Below are 17928 nucleotides of genomic sequence, written 5' to 3' on the forward strand. Positions count from 1 at the left end.
GGTCAGCGGTTGAGGTAGGCGGCCAGGCCACCGAGTTCCTCGTTGGCGATGAACACCGAGCGCACGTTGAGGATGGCCTCCTCGACGTGCGCGGCACAGCCCCACGCCGAGTCACCCCACGAGTCGGCGATCTTGATCTCGGCGGGTGCCGTGCATCCGGGGGCATCACCGAGCTGGCAGTGCTCGGGATGGGGCCGGGCGGCCTGCGCGGCCGCGGCGGCACGCATCCGCGCCGCGAGGTCGGCGGAGGCGGCCGCGCGTCGCTCGGCCTCGGCGCGCAGCTCCCGCTCCACGCGTACCACAGCGGCCAGTTCGTCGTGTGCGGACCTGGCCCGTGCCTCGGCGGTCGCCTTCGCCTCCTCGATGTGGTGACGCTCGATGGCCAGCGCGGCAGTGCCGGCGAAGACCCGGATGAGAGCGAGGTCGGTGTCCTGCGGCACGCGCGGGGTGCGGTGGTACATGGCGAAGGTGCCCAGCAGGCCGCCGTCGCGGGCCAGGATCGGCGTGGACCAGCAGGCGGCCAGACCGGCCTGGTCGGCCAACTGCCGGAAGTCGGCCCAGAACGGGTCGGTGGTGATGTCGGTGACGATGACCGGTTCCCGGCGGTGGGCGGCGGTGCCGCACGAGCCGACGCCCTCGCCGGTGGCTATCCCGTCGATGGCCCGGTTGTAGAAGTCGGGCAGGCTGGGGGCGGCGCCGTGGCGCAGGTGCCGGCCGTCGGGATCGGCGAGCAGTACGGAGACGAGCACCTCCTCCGGTGCCAGGTCCTCGATGCAGCGGGCCATCCCGTCGAGCACCTCGGTCAGGGGCGCCTGACGGGCGATCTGCTCCAGCAGGGCCCGGTGTTCGGTCATCAACCGTTGGGCGTGCTTGACCTGGGTGGTCTCCACACCGAGCACCCGGACCCCGGTCACCTGGCCGTCGGCGGTGCGGCGCGGCTCGTAGGAGACGTCGAAGAACGTCTCGCGCGCGTGCGGACCGGTGCCCACCACGACCCGGACGTCACGCCCGACGTGCGGCTCACCCGTGGCGTACACCCGATCGAGCGCCGTGATGATGCCCTGATCGGCCAGCTCGGGCATCAGGTCCACCAGAGGCACGCCGGTGTGGGTCCGTTCCTGACCGATGGTGTCGAAGAACGCCTGGTTCGCCGACTCCACCACGTGCATCGGCCCGACCAACAGGGCGAACACGGCGATGGACTGCCCGAACAACGCCCGGAGATCCTCCTCCGCAGCGCCCCGCCCGGCGACCGCCGGATCCCCGGCCGGCGGTCGATGACTCGATACCGCCGTCATGTCGTGGTCCGCCTCTCGTCAGCTCCGAGGACAGATCGACGACCCTCTGGCCGCGACCGGCTGTCCCTGTCCATCGCGTACTCGCCGTCACCAACCTACGGGACGCCGCTGCGGCGCTTCCAGGAACATGGGCGTGCCGCCCGCCGCGGATCTGCGGCGGGCGGCACGGTCGGCGGGAGGCCTCAGGAGACGACCACGTCGCGGTAGTAGTAGCGCAGGATGGCCTGGTAGGTCCGACCCTCGTTGGCGAGGTCACGGGAGCCGTACTGGGACAGCCAGTCCCCGTCCACCCAGCCACCGCAGGCGGTGGTCGTCGCGCAGTAGTGCGCCCGCAGGATGTTGCCACTCCGGGTCAGCCGGGTCGACCAGGTGCGGTCCACCGCGGAGGACGTCGAGGCCTGCGCCGACGACGGCCGGTAGACCTGGTCCCCGGTGTCGTCACGGACGTCGTAGCACTGTCCGCCGGGGGTCTTGCGGGTCGAGTGCAACGCCCAGTACCAGGCGTAGCTCTTGACGGCCACGGCACCGGCGTCCAGCGAGGCGTTCGGCCAGCTCGTGATCCACTCGTTCGGGAGGACGTTCTTGACGTACGTCTTGAAGTCGACCCGGTCGACGCGTCCGAGCCCGACCCGGTAGACCAGGATGGTGCTCGGCAGCTTGCTGTTCGTGCCGTCGGTGCTGCACCCCGTCGGTCCGCTCAGCAGTTCGTGTGACGCGTTGTTGTTCTTCAGCGTGGCGTTGAGGTTCGCCATTGCGCCGGACGCGAAGTCCTGGCTCGTACCGGCGAAGTTGCTGTTGAAGTAGACCCGCACGGTCTTGCCGGTCCGGTTCCACACCGACGCGGCGTTGTTCTTGACGCACAGGCCCTTGCCGTTGCCCGTGCCCTTGAAGTCGTAACAGGTCGGTTGGGTCGTGCCGTAGTCGTCCAGCGAGTCGGTGAAGTCGGAGACCGAGCCGGCCTGGTTGCTGTTGTAGTAGTAGCAGAACTCGCCGCTGTCGCAGGTTCCGTCGCGTACGGCCGCCGCTGCCGGCGAGGCGACACTCAGGATCGAGGTGGACATGGCGAGGACAACGCCGACGACGGCGAGGCCCTTACGAATGTTCACGGCGTCCTACCTCTCGTTGTAGCCCTGGGCGTTCCAGAACGCGGTCGGGTCGGCGTTGTCCAGGGTGGGATCGCCGACGCTGACGGCCGCGTGGGTCTGCCGGCCGGCCCGGACCTCGACGTGGGTGTGCGCGCCCGAACTGGAGGACACCCCGTGCCACGACTCGTCGGCGATGATCTCGCCCTTGCTGATGGCGTCGCCCACGCTCACCCCGGACCTCGGTGCGGTGTGCAGGTAGATCACCGTCTTGTTGAGCGAGGAGTTGTAGACGGAGATCGTGGACAGGCCGCCGCTGCCGGTGTTGCCCCGCGCGACGTAAGTGACCGTTCCGGAGACCAGAGCGCGTACGTCCGACCCGACGCTGCGGGCGATGTCGATGCCCTCGTGCCGGCCGGGCGTGGTCGTGTACCCGTCGAAGCCGCACGTGACCGCGCCACCGCTGGCCTGGTACAGGGCGTACGACAGGTTCGTACGCGTCGACGGCGAGAACTGGTGTGAGGCGTTGTTGTTCTTCAGCGTGGCGTTGAGGTTTCCCTTCGCGCCGGCCGCGAAGTCCTGGTAGGAACCGGCGTATCCGCTGTTGTAGTAGACGCGTACGGTCTTGGTGCTCCGGTTCCAGACCGAGGCGGCCTCGTTCTTGATGCACAGGCCCTTGCCGGCGCCGGCGCCCTTGAAGTCGTAGCACGAGGGCTGCTCGGTGCCGTAGTCGTCGAGCGAACCGGTGAAGTCCGAGACCGATCCGGCGTTGTCGCTGTTGTAGTAATAGCAGAACTCGCCGCTGTCGCAGACCCCGTCTCGGGCAGCCGCCGACGCGGGCGACGCGACGCTGAGGATCGAGGTGGTCGCGGCCAGCGCGACACCGGCGGCGGCGAGGCTCCTACGGATGTTCATGGTGTCCTTTCCGGAAACGGTGAGGGGGTGCGGGTCACTGCCCGCGCTGGTACTGCTCCCAGGTCCTGATCGGGATCCGGGGGCCGTCGTCGGGGCCCTGGTTGGCCAGGCCGTTCAGGCCGAGGTAGTAGTCCCCGACCTGGTGCTGCGCCTGGCTGGACAGGTCCGTGTCGTTGATCGCCGTGGCGTGGATGTGCCACGGCCAGTCACCCTGGCTCGGGTTACGCACCCAGGCGGCGAAGCCGACCCGGCGGAGGGCTCGGGCCACGGCGGTGCGCTTGGCGGCGGTCATGCCGGTGACCGCGATGTCCACCACGCCACCGCCGTCATGGGTGCCGGCCGAGGTCGGGTCACCCCCCGGGTTGTACGAGCCCTGTTCGAGCACCAGGGCGTACCCGAGCAGACGTTGGGCCTCGGTGAGCATGGCCTGCGTACGGGCGTTGACGACCTGCCCGTCGCGCGGCACCTTGGCGCCCGGCCCGATCGGGTTGCGGACGGTGTACCGGTTCTGCCCGAGCGTGGTCAGCGACGTCGTGCCGGGCAGCCCGTTCGCGGCGAGGCCGGTGTAGCCGAGCGAGCGCTGGTACGCCGCGTACGCCGAGATGGTGACGGTGCCGAAGTAGCCGTCGACCCACTGCGCGTCGAGCAGGTTCCGGGCCTGGAGCGCCTGCTCCACGGCGAGCACGGAACTCTTCGCGCCCGGGGTCAGCGTGTTGTCGGCGCGACGCGGGTCGATCTGGGCGGCCAGAACTGTGGCCTCCATGTCCACCACCGGCAGCGCCGCTGTGGTGACGGCCCGCCGGGCGGTGGTGTCGGGTGTCGCGGCCGACGCGTGGGCCGGGACGCTCGCTGCCACACAGAGCGCGGCGAGCCCGACGCTCAACCAGGGACGGCGCACTGTCGATCCTCCTCGTAGGTCGTGAGTCGCGTTGGGAACGGACATCACAGTGCGAGGAGGCGCTTGCTGTTCGGTACCCCGTCGGGCTGTCAGATTTGTCAGGCCGTCTCCGACCTGGGTGGATGCGGTGTTGTCAGCTTGGGGGCGCCCGGGACTGACAGTGCGGCGGTCGCACAGCGACGCCGCTCGCGGGCGCGCTCAGGCGGTGACGGTGACCATGAAGTAGACCGGTCGACGGGTGGGGAAGAACTCCTGCCCGTTCTCGTCGACCATCTTCCAGCTGACCCAGCACTTCCCGGGACGGCTCGGCGCGGTGACCGGAACGCTGATCATCACCTGCTCGCCGGGTGGCGTGTCACCGATCGCCACCCGATCCGGCACCTGGCAACCGTCCGCGTCGGCGGTCGGGTTCGTCCGTGCCAGATAACGGTTGTGCCAGACGACCTTCCCCACGTTCGCGAGGGCCCACACCTTCACGAACTGGCTGTTCACCTTTACTCGCGTGCCGTCGGGGATGGTGACGTCCGCGACGAACTTGCTCGAGTCGCCGGCGATCAACGAGTCCGAGAAGGCCGACGACGACGGTGACGGCGATGCGGCCGAGGACGCCGATGCGACAGGGGTGCCGGAGCGGTCCGGCGACGACCAGTCCCGCAGGGTCACGCCCAGGACGGCGATCACCGCCACCACCATCACCACCGCTGCGGCGGCCAGCCACGGCGAGCGGCTCCTGCGCGCTCCGGCATCCTCTTCGACCGGTGGGTACCCGGCGACCCGCAGGTCGCTCCGATGCTCCGCCGAGGACAGCGCGTCACCCGTCACCGTTCGCCCGTGGGTCGTCGACGGCTCCGGGTTGCCGGCCGCCTCGGCGCCGATCGCGGTGGGCTCGGCCCCGACGTCCGCCGAGTCGGCGCCGTCGGACCCGGGCTCGGCGACGTCCGACGCGGCGCTGGCGTCCGCGATGCCGTGGGCCGAGGCCGGTCGCTGCGCCTCCTCCCACCGTCGTCGCCACTGGGCCTCGTCCGCCTCACAGGCTCGGACGAACTCCCGGGTGGTCTCCCAGGAGGGAAACCTGGTGCCGGCAGCGGCTTCGTGCAACGTCGTGTGCGAGATTCGGCCCGATCGCCCGGCCATCTTGCGGAAGGACGGGTCCCCGGCCGCGGTTCGCAGTGCCCGCAACTGTTCGGCGAACCTACCGGCGGCCGATCGGTCCTGAACTCCATCCGTTGCGGCACGCTGGTCCTTCATCCACTCCCCCATGTCAGACGGCGCCGTCAGGCGTTGTCAGAGCGTGTCAGAGGCTATCGAACCGGTGTTGGCGGCGATCAATGTGGTGCATCGACGACACCGCGGGTTGAGGGACCACCGAACGCGGTCCGGCGGTCCCCCCGCCGGGCCGCGTTCGGTCACCGCCTCACGGGCAGGGCCCACCGGCGCAGACGTCCACCACCTTGCCGGTGAGCAGGAACATCGCCTTCTGCTTCTGGGCGCCGGCCTGGGCGCGCGGAAACTCGTGCGAGTCGTCGCCGTACTCCGGCCCGGCCGGTGCGAGGTTGGTCGGCGGTGGCGCCTGAGCCGCGCCGCTGTTCCAGACCACCATCGCCGAACCGGTGTACGGGTACCTGCGGATCGGCGCGATCCCCCAGTACGGGCGCACGTCCGAGGACCAGCCGTCGGCGAGGGCCGGGGTGTGCAGGCGGGCACCGATGGTGCGTGCCTGGACCTCGGCCGCGGCGGGCGACACCTGCTGGTCGCCGAAGGCCACGTGCATCAGCACCTGGTGTGCCGGGGTACGCGGCAGCGGCCGGTCGGTCATGTGTTGCGCGTACCCGTTGGCCTCGGATCGGTCCCACACCATCTGCAGCAGCGCGAGGATCAGCTGTTGGTCGGCCTTGTCCGGGTAGTAGCCGTCCATCACCGTCTGGAACGGGGCGAAGTCCACGCTGCGTTGCAGGAGCGTGGAGTAGTTCATCGCCGGTACGCCGAGCACGGAACGGGTCCAGTCCTGCGCGATGGCGGTGAGTGCCCCGCCGTTGATGCCGCCCTGGCTGTTGCCGTCGTAGTGCAGCCCGCCCTCCACATTGACCAGCGGCCGTGCGGTGGCGTCGCGGAACGCCGGGTGGGCGGCGAACCCGCCCGGGTGGATCATCGTGCGGCCCAGGAAGAGGAAGTTCAGGAAGCTCTGCTGCAAGCGGTCCGCCACCGCCGGGAAGGCGCTGAGGTCGGTGAAGGTGCCGGCCACGTAGGGAACATCGGCCGCTGCCATGCCGATCCAGCTGGTCGCGCAGAAGGTGAAGTTGTGGGTGTTCGACATCGTCCTGACGTTGCCGGCGTTGACCTCGGTCGGCCTGCCGAGCAGGCCGTGGCCGTAGAGCGAGAGATGAGCCGGCTTGGCGGCGGTGGCGCTGCGCGGGATGGTGCAGACGAAGTCCGCGGCCAGTGTCGTGCCGGATGGAGTGGGCAGGGCGTCCGGCGTCCGCGGCGTCCCGGGCCCGCCGGCTGGTCCGTAGTGCAGCCGGGAGCCGGGCCCGCCGTCGCCGGTCAGATATGACGGAACGCCGATGGTGCCGGTCACCTGACGGGCGATCAGCGGGTCCTGCTCCGGGGCGTAGTCGGTCACCTGGTTGACGGTGAACGACGGCGCGGCCCGACGGAGGGCGGCGAACGCGCTGTCCCGCATCGCCAGAATCCGCCCGGTCAGGCCCTGCCGACTGGCGACGGTGAAGTCCCAGGCCAGGTAGAGGCTGTGCCGCTTGACGCCGGCCCTGGTCAGGTCGGCGACGATCCGCTTCATCTGCGGGACGCGACTGTCCCGACGGCCGAGGCCGGCACCTGTCACGTACGACGTGAACGCCGTCGGCGCGGGGATCGTCGCCCCCGTGCCGTCGCGCATGCCACGCAGGCCGACGACGTAGCGGGTGCCCTCGGTCAGCACCACCGCCGGCCGGATGATCAGCACCTGCCGGTCGGGCTGGCCGACCGCGTGCGCGTCCAACTCGGCCCAGTACGGCGTGCGCTTCCCGGTGCGCGCGTCGAGCAGGACGATCGGCGCGTCCGGTGCCAGCGAGCGGCCGATGTCGGTGACCGGTGCGATCCCGGTCGCCGCCGCGTCGAGGCCGGGAACCCGAACCAGGATGGGTGAGCCGGGGCTGAACCCGTCCTGCCGGTTCCACTCGGTCGGGTCGATCGGGGTCCCCTGCACGTTGGCCGGCATGGCGGAGGCCGCCAGCCGGACCCGCTTGCCCGTGGGGCTGGTCCGGTCGGACACCGTGAAGTAGTCGTTCGGGAACGGCAGCAGGCACGCCGTCGGGTCGATCGGGTCGCAGGACGGACGTCCGGCCGCTCCGGGAGTCGTTGGCGGTGCCGCGGGGGCAGCCGTGCCGAGCAGGACGGCGCCTGCGGTCACCAGCACGGACACGGCGAGACGGAGCCCTCGGGAAGTGGTCACACGCATCTCCTTCGACGCAGGGCGGCGGATCGATGAAGGGCCGACGGTGGTGTTCTTCCTACGCTTGTGAAGAAAGCTCAGCAAGCGTCGATCCGTCGGCCCCACGTCGAAGGAGTACGACAGCCTCCGGTCAGGCGGTGATCACCGGCCAGGCGTACGCGAGCAGGGCGCAGGCTGCACCGAGGAGCGCGAGCGAAAAGCCCCGGGTGGGCAGCGGCAGGGCCGCGAGCACGATCAGGATGACGGCGACGATGTAGAGAAATGCCTGGGCGGACATATGGGTCTCCTCGTTCAAGGGGTGACTGGCGTTTTGAATCTCCCGCCGAGATGCCCCCGGGCGTGATCGCGGAAACGTCCCGCCCGATCACGAGTACGTCCACAGTGTGGTCCGCGGCGCTCGACCTCTGCCTACGCCGCGAGGAGCAGCGCTTCGGAACCCACCGGCCGGAACCCGGCCGCCTGGAAGGCGCGTACGCTGCGCGCGTTGCCGACGGCCTGCTGGGACCAGACGGGTCGACCGTCCGGCACCAGATGCCGAGCGGCTGTCGCCAGCGCTCTCCCCAGGCCCCGGTGGCGGTGCTCGTCGTCGACCTCGATCGCCACCTCCCAGCGGCCGGCGACCCCTCGACCGAGAACGATCACGCCACCCTCGGCGGCCCAGACACGCACGTCGTCGCGACGCCGACGGGCCCTGACCTCGCGCGGATGATCAGCCTCGGTCAGCTCGGTCAGCTCCAGTGGCGGGGCCCCGGCGAGGCAGCTCGCCACGGTCAGCAGGTCGATGGTGTCCATGGACCGCCGAGTGCGGTCGAGCAGAGCACCCAGGAAGCGCGGATTCATCGTGGCCGCCAAGGGGTCGCACCCGACAGCGGCCAACGTACGGCGTACCCATTGGGGGTCCTCGTCGGTGAACACCACCGAGTGGCCGGTGAAGGCGATGACCCCGGCGTCGCGGCGGCTCGGCTGCGCGACCACTGTGGTCCCGCCGTCCGGCGGCGGGAAGTCCCCGTGCGTCGCCGCCTCCAGGATGTCGGCCAACGTGCGCTCCATCGTCGTATCCTCCCCCGTCCCCCTCCGCGCCGCTGCCGAGGGGTGGGCGGGCTCCGCCGCTACGGTGAGGGCCGGCGGCACCAGATTCGGGGCCGACCGTCAGGGGCGACGACGACGTCCGTGCGTACCCGATAGACCTGCTCGATCCGGCTTGGGGTGAGAACCTCGACGGGCGTGCCCGCCGCGACCACCCGGCCGTCGCACAGAAGCACCAAGCGTCTCGACGGCGTGCAGGCGGGTGCGGGTGGTGAACGCCGACGGTCCGCGGCTAAAGATCGAGGTCCGGCGGGTGGCCGGGGCCGACGAGGTCCCGCAGGGCGGCGATAATCAACAGGTCCCTATCGCCTGAGCTGGAGGTCCGCATGCGAGTCGTCCGCATTCTGCCCAACCTTCCGGTGTCGGACGTCAGCGCCGCGAAGGGCTTCTACACCGACTTCCTCGGCTTGAGCACCGAGGCGTTCAGCCTGGGCTGGGTGGCCCGCTACTCCTCGCCCGACTCCGACGCGGCCGTGCAGCTCGTCTCCGGTGACGCGTCCGCACCCGAGGACTCGGTCATCAGCGTGCAGGTGGACGACGTGGACGACGCGTATGCGGAAGCACAGCGGCTCGGATACGAAATCGTGCACCCGCTGACCACCGAGCCGTGGGGCGTGCGCAGGTTCTTCGTCCGCGCGCCGGACGGCAACGTCATCAACGTGGCGGCGCACCGCTCCTGAGGTGACCCCGGCGATCCGGAGGGATTGATTCTCGCCGACGTCCACTGTTAACTGCACATCAACGATGTAGATCGATGTTCATCCGGATGCCGTGAACGGCACGGTGGCAGCGTTCCGCGTCGTCTCGACATCGCCCTCGTTTCGGCGGACGTGGGCAGACCGGGGCGTCTCCCGGGGTGCGAGAGCTCCATCCGCACGACGATCCCGAGGAGATCGTGTCGATGAAGATGACGCCGCAGCTACGAATCGCACCCGCCGCCGGACCACCCATCGGGACACCCACGGACGCCGGCCGCGCGGCACTGACCGCGAACCGAGACGCGACGGGTCCCGGGGGAAACGCGGCCTGATCACCCACTGAACACGTCGGCAACGTCTCGTCGAGCCCGGCGTCGGCGGCCGGCTCCGTCCATCCCCCTGGTGTACGCGCATCCACCGCTGCGCGTACACCCGACCGTCCCGCCCGCCCCCAACCCGGGAGTCCGCCATGCGCACACCACGTCCGCGCCTCACCGCGGCCGTCGTCCTGGCCGTCCTCGCCAGTCTCCTGCCGATCATCGTCGGGGTCACCGTCGCGGCACCACCCGCGGCGGCGGCACCACCCGCCACCACCCAGTTCGAGAAGGTCAAGCTCGACGGCGGCCTCTCCATGGGAGAACCGATCGAGTTGGCAGTCCTCCCCGACGGCAAGGTGCTCTACATCAACCGGGGCACCAGTTCCGGCGGCGGACAGGTCCGCCTCTACAACCCCACCACCCGCGCCACCACCGTCGCGCTGACACTGCAACTGGACGCCCGCTTCGAGGACGGTCTGATCGGCATCACCGCCCACCCGAGGTTCGCCACCAACCGCTGGGTGTACCTGTTCTACTCGCCGGCCGGGACACCACTGGTCAACCGCATCGCACGGTTCACCTTCAACCCGAGCACGTCGGTGCTCGACCCGGCCAGCGAGACCCGGCTCATCGAGTGGCCGACCGAACGCCGGCTCTGCTGCCACTCGGCCGGGTCGATGACCTGGGACAGCAACGAGAACCTCTACTTCGCCGTCGGCGACAACACCAACTCCGGCGGGGACTCGGCGGGGATGGCGCCGATCGACGAGCGGACGAGCCGCGACGCCCAGTACGACGCGCAGCGGACCTCCGGCAACACGAACGACCTGCGCGGGAAGATCAACCGGATCCACCCGGAGGACAACGGCACGTACACCGTCCCGACCGGAAACCTCTTCCCCGCCGGCACCAGCGGAACCCGTCCGGAGATCTACGTGATGGGGGTACGCAACCCGTACCGGGTCTGGGTGGACCGGAAGAACAGCAACACCCTCTACTGGGGCGAGGTCGGGCCGGACGCGGGCGCGACGATCGCCAACCGAGGGCCGGCGGCGTACGACGAGTGGAACCGGGCCACCGCGCCGGGCAACCACGGTTGGCCGTACTGCGGCGGGCCCAACGTCGCCTACAACGACTGGGACTTCGCCACCAACTCACCGCGCGGCTGGTTCCCGTGCGGCGGCAGCACCGGCCCGGTGAACAACTCGCCACGCAACACCGGCCTCCAGCAGCTGCCGCCGACCCGGGGCGCGCTGGTCTGGGAGCAGCACGGCGGCAGCAGGGAGTGGCCCGCCCTGGACAGCCCGGGCGGCTGCGGCTCGCCCAACCACGCCGAGGTCTACCACTACGACCCCAACCTGGTCTCCGACGTGAAGTGGCCGGCGTACTACGACAACAAGCTGCTGATCACCGAGTACTGCCGTAACTGGATCAAGGAGGTCCAGTTCGACAACGGCAATGCCCGCACCGGGAACCCGACGGTCATCGAGCCGGTGCTGGCCGGGATGCCGTTCGTCCACCCGATCGACATGGAGTTCGGGCCGGACGGGTCGCTCTACCTGCTGGAGTACGGCAACGGCTACTTCTCCGGCGACGCCGCCGCCGGGCTGTACAAAATCAACTACGTGGCCGGTGGGCGGTCCCCGACCGCCGTCGCGTCCGCCACGCCCGACAACGGCCTCAGCCCGTTGACCGTCAGCTTCTCCAGCGCCGGCAGCACCGACCCGGACGGCGACCCGCTGGCCTACGCGTGGGACTTCGACAGCAACGGCACCGTCGACTCCACCGCCGCGAACCCCACTTACACGTACGCCAGCAACGGCGACAAGCGGGCCCGGCTCACGGTGTCCGACGGGACCGGCCGCTCCGGCACCACGCAGATCGCCGTCGTGGTGGGCAACAACCGGCCCACCGTCTCGCTCAACGGCATCCCCGACGGTGGGCTGTTCTCCTGGGACGAGAACCTGACCGCCACCGCCACCGCTTCCGACGCCCAGGACGGCACGATCGCGTGCGCGAACGTGACGATCCGGGCGGCCCTCGGGCATCAGGAGCACGCGCACGAGGAGGGCCAGGGCACCGGTTGCGGCTTCACCGTCAACACCGGACCGGTGCACGCCGGACCCGACTCGGTGCTCTTCTTCCTGCTGCGCGCCGGCTACACCGACCGGGGCGCCGCCGGGGCCGTGCCGCTCACCGCGGAGAAGGACGTCACCCTGTGGCCCAAGCAGTGGCAGGCCGAACACTACGTCTCACTGCACGGCCCCCAGGTCATCACCGCGAGCGGCGCCGAGGGCGGGCGGCGGCTCGGTGACATCCAGAACGGCGAGTACGTCCGGCACCACAGGGTGAGCCTGAAGGGCATCACCGGGGTCCGGGCCCGGGTGTCCTCGGACAAGGCCGGCAACGTCGCCTCCTTCCGGTACGACTCCCCCACCGGCCCGGAGATCGCCCGGGTGACGGTGCCCAACACCGGCGGCTGGGACAACTACACCGAGATCAGCGCGTCCGTCACCAAGCCCGACGACAACACCCACGACCTGTACGTCGTCTTCACCGGCGGCAGCGGAGGAGCCCTGCTCGACCTGGACAGCTACACGTTCACCGGCGCGGGAGTGAGCACCCCGACGGGCGGCCCCCGCACCGGCACGATCCGGGGCATGGGCAAGTGCGTCGACGTCAACGCCGGCGGGACCGCCGACGGCACCCGCGTCCAGATGTGGGACTGCATCGCCGGCGAGACCAACCAGCAGTGGACGCTGCCCGGTGACGGCACCGTGCGTAACCGGGGCAAGTGCCTGGACGTCCAGTCCAGCGGCACCACCAATGGCACGCCGATCCATCTGTGGACGTGCAACAACACCGGTGCCCAGCAGTGGGTGCCCGGCCCCAACGGCAGCCTGCGCAACCCGCAGGCCAACCGCTGCCTAGACATCCCCGCGTCCACGCCGACGAACGGACGGCAATTGCAGATCTACGACTGCAACGGCACCGCGGCGCAGAACTGGACCCTGCCGTGACCCGCCCGTCCCCTCTCCCACAAGGAGTTCCCATGCGCAGACGCGCCATCCGGGCGGTCACCGCCGCCGTGCTCGCCGGGCTCACCGTCGCCGCGGGTGCTGGTGCGGCCCCGGCCCCGGCCGAGGCCGCACCAGTGACCAAGGTCCTGGTCTTCTCCAAGACCGCCGGCTTCCGGCACTCGTCCATTCCGAACGGCGTCGCCGCCATCCAGCAGCTCGGCACGACGAACGGCTTCACCGTCACCGCCACCGAGGACGCGGCCACCTTCACCGCCACCAACCTCGCCCAGTACCAGGCGGTGGTCTTCCTCAGCACCACCGGCGACGTGCTCAACGCCGGCCAGCAGAGCGCGTTCGAGGCGTACATCGCCGCCGGTGGTGGTTTCGTCGGGGTGCACGCCGCCGCCGACACCGAGTACGACTGGCAGTGGTACGGCGGCCTGGTCGGGGCGTACTTCGCCTCGCACCCGGCGACCCAGCAGGCCACCGTCCGGGCCGAGGACCGAGCCAACGCCTCCACGGCGCACCTGCCGTCGACCTGGACCCGCACCGACGAGTGGTACAACTACCGCGCCAACCCCCGCTCGGCGGTCAAGGTGCTGGCCAGCCTCGACGAGTCGTCGTACAGCGGCGGGTCGATGGGTGGCGACCACCCGATCACGTGGTGCCACAGCTACGGCGGCGGACGATCCTGGTACACCGGGCTCGGTCACACCGAGCAGAGCTACAGCGACCCGACGTTCACCCGCATGCTGCTCGGCGGCATTCAGGTGGCGGCCGGTGCCGTGGCTGCAGACTGCCGGCCGGAACCCGGCTACACCCCGCTGTTCGACGGCACCCAGGCCAGCCTCGCGCAGTGGCGGCAGGCCGGGCCGGGCGGCTTCACGCTGACCGACGGCACCCTCACCTCGTACGGCGGCATGGGGTTGCTCTGGTATCCGGTGCGGACCTTCGGCAACTACTCGCTGAAGGTCGACTGGATGATGCCGGGCGACGACAACGGGGGCGTCTTCATCGGGTTCCCCGACCCGCAGGGCGACCCGTGGGGCCCGGTCGACGCCGGTCACGAGATCCAGATCGACGCCACCGACGGCGACCCGTCGCGTACCACCGGCAGCGTCTACAGCCTCCAGGCACCGAACCAGGCCGCGCGCGCGGCGGCGCTCAACCCACCCGGTTCGTGGAACACCTACGAGATCGGCGTACACGGCCAGCGGGTGGAGATCTGGCTCAACGGGGTCAAGATCAACGATTATGTCAGCAGCCGGGCCATCGCCAACGGCTACATCGGGTTGCAGAACGACGGCGCCGGGATGGACATCAACTACCGCAACGTGCGGATCAGGACGGACGGCCCGAGCGAGCCGCCCGCCACCGACCTGGCCCGGGGCCGCCCGGTCACCGCGTCCAGCGTCGAGCCGGGCAGCGCGCACGTCGCGGCCAACGCCGTGGACGGCAGCGCGGCCACCCGCTGGGGCAGCGCGTACGCCGACCCGCAGTGGATCACCGTCGACCTCGGGGCGACCTACGCGGTCAACCGCGTCCGACTGGCCTGGGAGACGGCCCACGCACGGGCGTACCAGGTCCAGGTGTCCCCGGACAACGCCACCTGGTCGACGGTCCACACCACGACCACCGGGGACGGCGGCGTCGACGACCTCACGGTCACCGGCACCGGCCGCTACCTGCGGGTGTACGGCACCCAGCGGGCGACCCAGTGGGGCTACTCGCTGTGGGACCTCAACGTCTACGGCAGCGCCACCGGAAGCACTGTGCTCTCCCGGGGCCGTCCGGTGACCGCGTCCAGCGTCGAGCCGGGCAGCGCGCACGTCGCGGCCAACGCCGTCGACGGCAACGCGGCCACCCGCTGGGGCAGCGCGTACGCCGACCCGCAGTGGATAACTGTGGACCTCGGGGCCTCCCGCACCCTGGACCGGGTCCGGCTGACCTGGGAGGCGGCGTACGCACGGGCCTACCAGGTCCAGGTCTCCCCGGACAACGCCACCTGGTCGACGGTCCACACGACGACCACCGGCGACGGTGGTGTGGACGACATCGCCATCTCGGCCACCGGTCGCTACCTGCGCGTCCAGGGCACCCAACGGGCCCTGCCCGCGTACGGCTACTCGCTGTGGGAGTTGGAGGTCCACGGGAGCTGAACCGGCGCCCCCGTCCTCAGCCTCGCCCACCGAGGCACCGACCCCCTCCGGTCCGCCGTCGAACCGTCCCCCTCCGGTGACGGCGGACCACCACCGGGCAGCCGGTGCGGCCGGCGTCCCCCGGCCGCACCGGCTGCCGCCCGGACCGCACCGACGGGGCGACGACCAGCGTTAGACCGGGTGTCAATGCCCCTGGCCGGCCTGCGGCGGGCATTGACACACGGCCTGGAACGCTACCTGTTGACGATCTTGATCGTCGCCGTCCGGTAGTTGTTGCGCCTGTCGCTCTTCGTCGGGTCGTAGTTCCGCTCGATGTTGCCGGCGCTGTCGACCGAGAACCAGCGGAACGTCGTCGTCTCGGTCACGTGGAACACCTGCCCCGGCTCACGGAACTCGGTAGCCGCGTAGCGGGGTGACTCGAGGGTGGGCCGGCTGCCGTCCGTCGTGTAGTAGACGGTGGCCGGCTCGCTGGTCTCGAAGCGCACGTCGACGGGCTTGGAGTAGCGCCCCGCGCCGGGGACGAGCTGGGACGTCGGGTCCTTCTTGTCCCTCCCCCAGTCCGCCGCGACCCGGAACATCTCCATGATCCCGTTGGCGTACTCCATCGTCTCGGCGTGGCCACTGACGAGGTCGGGGTTGCCCACCCACTCCGGTTGGAACGAACCGCCCTGCCAGTCTCCGGTGGCCGGGTTGTAGACGGAGCCGCCGACCTCCCAGCCGAACGCGTAGATGCCGTAGGTGTGGTACAGGTCCTCGCGGACGTTGCCCGCCGAGGAGTAGAGGACGTCGGACGAGCCGCCGACGTTCTCCGGCGTGACGACGGTCTCCCGGTGCGCCTTGACCTGGGACAGGATCCGCGCCGCCGACTGCCAGTAGAACGCCTCGTCACCCAGCGGAGGACGTGGCGTGGTGATGCGGCCGTCCGCGATGTACGCGCCGGGTTGCCAGAAGAGCTGACCGCCGTTGGAGTGCACCGACATCATGAACTTGATGTTCGAGTACTTCTCGACCAACCAGATGATGTTCTTCGACTCGGGCTCGGACAGCTTCTCCGGCCCCTGGTAGGTGTCGCTGACGCAACTGGTCGACGCTCCGGCGTAGCCGTCGTGGCCCGACCCGACCCGGTAGTTCCGGTTCAGGTCGACGCCCCAGGAGTTGCGTCGACCCGGATCGGCGTTCGCGTCCGGGCAGTGGTTGGTCATGTTCCGGCGCTGGGAGGCGAAGTTGTAGAAGCTGTAGTTCGCGCCGTCCGGATTGTTGGACAGGATGAAGAAGACGTCGGTGTTATCGACGATCTTCTTCGTCTCCCGGTCGGACCGGTAATTGTGCACCAGCCGCTCGGCGGACTCCAGGCTGGTCGTCGCCGGCACCCACTCACGGGCGTGGTCCTGCGCCTGGATCAGCACACCGGGCTTCTTGCCGTCGCGGTGCTTGCCGATGCGCAGGACCGGGATCGTGACCGGGCCCCGGGGCACCTCGCCCGCCGGTGCGCCGACGCGCTTCTGGTCGAGGAAGTCGGTGAGCGCGACCGGACCCGCGGTCGGCGCGACGATGCCGGTGCCCTCGTTGGCCCGGTACGGGTGCGCCCGGTCGATGAGACCCTGGGAGCGGGTCCGCAGCGCCTCCGCCACCTCGGTGGCCGTACTCGCCGGCCCGCCGGCGGCATCCTTCGCGAGCAGGACGCGGACGGCCTTGCCCTCGACCTCCACCGCGAGCGGGAGGTTCGCGCCGGGCCGGTCGACGAAGTCCACAGTGATGTCGTTGCCGCCCTCGTGACCCCACGCCGCCGAGGTGACGACGACCGCCGCCTGTCCCGTGCCGCCGATCTGGGCCTGCGCCTTACGCTGGTACCCGTTGGTCTGGTTCGGCAGGTAGACGATCTCGGCGATGTCCGGGTACTGGCGGGCGATCTCCTTGGCACGACTGTAGAGCTGCTGCGGGTGCCGGTAGCCGTCCAAGAAGTCCGACTTGTACGACGGGTTCGCCGTCAGCGGCGGCGGGGCGTCCTCGAGCCAGTTCGAGACGGAGCCGGTGGCGACGCCGCCGGTGGAACTCGTCACCCGGATTGTGTCGGGACGGGTGTCGAGCTTGAACAGGTTCCGGTGGAACATGTACTGCCCGGAGTCGACGAAACGGCTCATCGTCCGGGGGAAGCCGAACGGGGTGCCCTTGCCCGAGTCGTTCTCGAGTTGCATGCCGACGATCGGCTCCGCCTGCTGCCCCTCGGTGGTCCGGGCCTCGACGTACAGGAAGCCCTGGCCCTTCGTCGTGAACCAGTCGGCGCGGACGACGCGTACCGTCGCCTCGTGGCTCTGCGGCTGGACCGCCCGAGCGCCGGCGGGCCCGAGGCCGCCGTCGGCCTCGTCGGCCCAGGCGAAGCCTGCGCCGTCGGCGAGCACCTCGACGCCCATCCCCTTCAGTGCCGTGAGCTGCTCGGCGGTCACCACCGCCGCACCCTCGATGCCGGTCGGCACGCGCCGCAGACCGTGCTCGAGGTCGAAGCCGGCGGCGGTCACCCTGTCCAGCATGTCCGCGCCGGTCAGTCTGATGTGTACCAGACGTACGGCGTCGGGATCGTCGACGTGGGATTGACCGACGGTGACTGACGGCCCGGTGGGGTCCGCGCCCGCGGGCCCGGTCGCCACGAGCATGCTTCCCACCAGGGCTGGCAGTGCGAGAAGCGCGATGCGCTGTCGTGTGCGCCGCATTCCCCCTCCTTCTGCTTGGACGGTGATCGGAGTGCTGGCCGGACTCGGCGCGCGTCGCCCCCGAATAGGACAGCCATGCCGTACGCGCGGTGGAGTCTGGGTACGACGACGATCGCCGTCGCGAGAAGAGACGGGAGGGCGTGAGCGGCTGGGTCCGGTGAGCGTATGTGCGATCACGGCCGCAACGGCGTACGCCGATCGAATTTGAGCATTCCTTGAGGAGTTCCGGCCGGCGACGCGAGCCGTCGAACGGCCGTTCCGGAAGGCCTGACCCGTCCCGACCTCTTCGGGCCCGCCGA

12 protein-coding genes are annotated in these 17928 nt (G+C 70.3%); 3 read left to right on the forward strand and 9 right to left on the reverse strand.

Annotation, left to right across the window (positions count from 1 at the left end):
* Window positions 1–2: 2 nt before the first annotated feature.
* The 8 genes from O7631_RS26325 to O7631_RS26360 all read right to left on the reverse strand — a co-directional run bounded on the left by O7631_RS26325 (window position 3) and on the right by O7631_RS26360 (window position 8691).
* Window positions 3–1298, reverse strand: a complete 1296-nt coding sequence (locus O7631_RS26325) for a GAF domain-containing protein (protein WP_278146735.1) — start codon at window positions 1296–1298, stop codon at window positions 3–5.
* 182 nt (window positions 1299–1480) lie between these two features.
* Window positions 1481–2404 carry a SpoIID/LytB domain-containing protein gene (locus O7631_RS26330; protein WP_278146736.1) on the reverse strand — a complete coding sequence of 308 codons (924 nt, stop codon included), beginning with the start codon at window positions 2402–2404 and terminating at the stop codon, window positions 1481–1483.
* Window positions 2405–2410: 6 nt separating this feature from the next.
* Entirely contained in the window at window positions 2411–3295 is an 885-nt protein-coding gene (locus O7631_RS26335; protein WP_278146737.1) for a peptidase inhibitor family I36 protein, read from the reverse strand.
* Window positions 3296–3329: 34 nt separating this feature from the next.
* Window positions 3330–4193: a peptidoglycan-binding protein gene (locus O7631_RS26340; RefSeq protein ID WP_278146738.1), complete on the reverse strand. Its 864-nt coding sequence runs from the start codon at window positions 4191–4193 to the stop codon at window positions 3330–3332.
* 198 nt (window positions 4194–4391) lie between these two features.
* Window positions 4392–5441 (reverse strand): NBR1-Ig-like domain-containing protein, encoded by a 1050-nt coding sequence (locus O7631_RS26345; protein WP_278146739.1) that lies wholly within the window; start codon window positions 5439–5441, stop codon window positions 4392–4394.
* Window positions 5442–5607: 166 nt separating this feature from the next.
* On the reverse strand, window positions 5608–7641 hold the full coding sequence (locus O7631_RS26350) for a hypothetical protein (protein ID WP_278146740.1): 2034 nt from the start codon (window positions 7639–7641) through the stop codon (window positions 5608–5610).
* Between the two features lie 130 nt (window positions 7642–7771).
* The gene (locus O7631_RS26355; protein WP_278146741.1) at window positions 7772–7918 is read right to left on the reverse strand and encodes a hypothetical protein; all 147 of its coding nucleotides are present in this window, start codon (window positions 7916–7918) and stop codon (window positions 7772–7774) included.
* A gap of 131 nt (window positions 7919–8049) precedes the next feature.
* On the reverse strand, window positions 8050–8691 hold the full coding sequence (locus O7631_RS26360; protein ID WP_278146742.1) for a GNAT family N-acetyltransferase: 642 nt from the start codon (window positions 8689–8691) through the stop codon (window positions 8050–8052).
* Between the two features lie 362 nt (window positions 8692–9053).
* On the opposite strand from O7631_RS26360, the gene O7631_RS26365 reads away from it, so the two are divergent.
* The 3 genes from O7631_RS26365 (at window position 9054) to O7631_RS26375 (ending at window position 14921) form a co-directional block, all read left to right on the forward strand.
* The gene (locus O7631_RS26365) at window positions 9054–9407 is read left to right on the forward strand and encodes a VOC family protein (protein WP_278146743.1); all 354 of its coding nucleotides are present in this window, start codon (window positions 9054–9056) and stop codon (window positions 9405–9407) included.
* A gap of 487 nt (window positions 9408–9894) precedes the next feature.
* Entirely contained in the window at window positions 9895–12762 is a 2868-nt protein-coding gene (locus O7631_RS26370; protein ID WP_278146744.1) for a ricin-type beta-trefoil lectin domain protein, read from the forward strand.
* Window positions 12763–12794: 32 nt separating this feature from the next.
* The gene (locus O7631_RS26375) at window positions 12795–14921 is read left to right on the forward strand and encodes a ThuA domain-containing protein (RefSeq protein WP_347403522.1); all 2127 of its coding nucleotides are present in this window, start codon (window positions 12795–12797) and stop codon (window positions 14919–14921) included.
* 233 nt (window positions 14922–15154) lie between these two features.
* On the opposite strand, the gene O7631_RS26385 is transcribed toward O7631_RS26375, so the two are convergent.
* A complete protein-coding gene (locus O7631_RS26385) occupies window positions 15155–17629 on the reverse strand; it encodes a M14 family metallopeptidase (protein ID WP_278146745.1) in 2475 nt (824 codons plus the stop codon).
* Window positions 17630–17928: the final 299 nt, after the last annotated feature.

The organism is Micromonospora sp. WMMD967, assembly GCF_029626165.1.
GTDB classification, from domain to species: Bacteria; Actinomycetota; Actinomycetes; order Mycobacteriales; family Micromonosporaceae; genus Micromonospora; species Micromonospora taraxaci.